Below are 2,435 nucleotides of genomic sequence, written 5' to 3'. Positions count from 1 at the left end.
GGTGCTGGCGTACAAAATGGCGCGAGAGGAATTGATCAGCAAACCCCAGCCTTGGCTGCACAGGCCATTTTTTACCGTGTTCAGCAAATCGCCACCTTGTGCGCCAATGCCAGGCACCAGCAGGGGCGAATCGCCCACCAGTGCACGCACGGTTCTAATTTCTTCGGGGTAGGTTGCACCCACCACCAAGCCTACTTGCTGGTGGGGGTTCCAGGCCGTGGTGGCCAGTTTGGCGACTGTTTGGTACAGCGGTTCGCCTTTTTCGGTGTTTAAAAATTGCAGGTCGTTGCCACCTGGGTTCGAGGTGCGGCACAGCAGAAACAGGCCACGGTCGGCATAGGCATGATAGGGCTCGACGGAATCGCTTCCCATGTAAGGGCTAAGGGTTACGCTGTCGGCCTTGTAACGCTCGAACGCTTCAATCGCATATTGCTTGGCTGTGGCGCCGATGTCGCCGCGTTTTGCATCCAGAATGGTAGTGGCGTGTGGCGCTATTTCGTTGGCGTAAGCCAGAATGTTTTCCAGCGCCGCTTCAGCCTTGTTGGCTGCAAAGTAGGCGATTTGAGGCTTAAAGGCACAGGCGAACTCGGCGGTGGCTTTCACAATTTCGATGCAAAAGCGTTCAATTTCTGCGGGGCTTGTGCCATAGCCTTCGGGCATGCGGGAAATGTCTGGGTCCAAGCCCACGCACAACATGGAATTGCTGTGTTGCCAACTGTCAGCCAGCCGTTGAGGAAAGGTAGAAAACTGCGAAAAACGATTGCTGGCCATTGCGTGTGAGAACAGTTGGGAAGTTCAAGTATTGTACAGGATCAGGGCAAGCCCCTAGGGCCAAGCGTGGACCGATGCACTACACTGGGGCACTTTACTGAATGATCGTTCACTTACGTGCCTGCTGCAAAATTATCCCTGCCTCAAATCCAGTTGCTTCTTGGTATTACAGCCATTTGGGGTTTGAACTGGCCTGTCATGAAGTATGCGGTGACTCAGTACCCACCCTTACATTTCCGCACCCTGTGCATGGTGTTCGGTATGGTAGCCATGTGGTTTGTGGCTCGGCAAATGAAGGTGTCGCTCAAGGTGCCGCGTGAAATGTGGGGACGTGTGGCACTGCTGTGCCTGCCCAATATGATTGGCTGGCACTTGTTTTGTATTTTGGCCGTGAAGGAACTGAGCTCGGGCCGTGCAGCGATTTTGGGCTACACCATGCCAGTGTGGGTGGTATTGACCGGTTTGATGTTCGCCCACCCGGTAGGGCGCCGTGGCTGGATCGGATTAAGCTTGGCGATGGTGGCTGCGATGTTGCTGCTCTCTTCTGAATTTGCAGCCATTGCTGGCAGCCCTCTGGGAGTGGTGCTGATGCTGATTGCTGCGGCCTGTTGGGGGCTTGGTACTACGCTGATTCGGCACTATCCCACGGGTTTGCATGCCCTCACCTTTACCCATGCCATGATGCCGCCTACCATTGTGGCCATGGGTTTGGCTGGTTTTTGGTTTGAGGGAACCGATGTGGGTGCGCCGCAAGGTTGGTCGCAGTGGTGGCCAATTTTCTACAACGCTTTTGGTGTGTTCGCATTTTGCCAAGTTGCATGGTTTAGCTTGGCCAAATCGCTGCCACCTATTGTGTCGAGCTTGTCCATCATGATTATTCCGGTGGTGGGTGTGATGGCAGGGAGTTTATTCCTTGGCGAGGTACCGCATTGGCCTGACTTTGCAGCATTGGTTTTGATTCTTGGCGCGATGGCTGTGATTCTCGTGCCGGGGAGAAAGAAAGCAGTTGTCGGCTGAAGCGCGGGTTGCTTGTGCTCCACAGGGCCGGTGACTTGGGAGCTAAACTTGAGCGGTCGCCGCTGCTGTTTGTTGCCAACTCGGCGTGGGTTACTTGTTCCGCACAGAAAACCGCTTGATCCCTTGTTGAATTGATTCTTGCTCACCGAGCTCGGCAAAAGTGCGGGCCGAGTCTCGGTGTCGGCATGAAGCCGACCGCTGCGAATCAACTCAAACGGGGCGGTTTTCTTGAAGTGCGCCCCAAGCAATCCCACTGCCGAGTTGGCTTAAAACCGCCGAGTCGGCTAAATAAACCAGCTGCTCAGCCCAACCGCCACGCATGGTACTTGCCCAACCACAGCAGCACCTTCTCAGGTGCATGCGCCCGTTTCCACTCGCCCGCAGCGTACTTGTTGGCCTCGGCCAATGTGGGATAAGTGTGAATGGTGCCGAGAATTTTGTTCAAACCCAAACCGTGTTTCATGGCCAAAACAAACTCGGCCAGCAAATCGCCTGCGTGCACACCTGCGATGGTCACACCCAGAATTTTGTCTTTGCCAGGCACAGTCAACACCTTCACCACACCATGGGCTTCGCTGTCGGCGATTGCACGGTCGAGGTCGTCGATGCCGTAACGGGTTACTTCGTAGGCAATGCCTTGTTCTTTC

2 protein-coding genes and 1 pseudogene are annotated in these 2,435 nt (G+C 55.0%); 1 reads left to right on the top strand and 2 read right to left on the bottom strand.

Annotated features, from left to right (window positions below; all coding sequences use genetic code 11):
* Window positions 1-771, bottom strand: a 771-nt coding sequence (gene pyrF, locus ACEQU8_RS02100) for an orotidine-5'-phosphate decarboxylase (RefSeq protein WP_370261136.1), incomplete at its 3' end; no start/stop codon positions are given.
* Between the two features lie 117 nt (window positions 772-888).
* Between pyrF and ACEQU8_RS02095 the strand changes: the two genes are divergently transcribed.
* Entirely contained in the window at window positions 889-1,788 is a 900-nt protein-coding gene (locus tag ACEQU8_RS02095) for a DMT family transporter (protein ID WP_291711614.1), read from the top strand.
* Window positions 1,789-2,089: 301 nt separating this feature from the next.
* Here ACEQU8_RS02095 and ACEQU8_RS02090 read toward each other — a convergent pair.
* Window positions 2,090-2,435: pseudogene (locus ACEQU8_RS02090) on the bottom strand (pyridine nucleotide-disulfide oxidoreductase); the annotation flags it as partial.

It is taken from the genome of Limnobacter sp. (genome assembly GCF_964228395.1).
Classification (GTDB): Bacteria; Pseudomonadota; Gammaproteobacteria; order Burkholderiales; family Burkholderiaceae_B; genus Limnobacter.
Note: the sequence above shows the minus strand (reverse complement) of the source record. Positions and strands in the feature narration are given on the sequence as shown.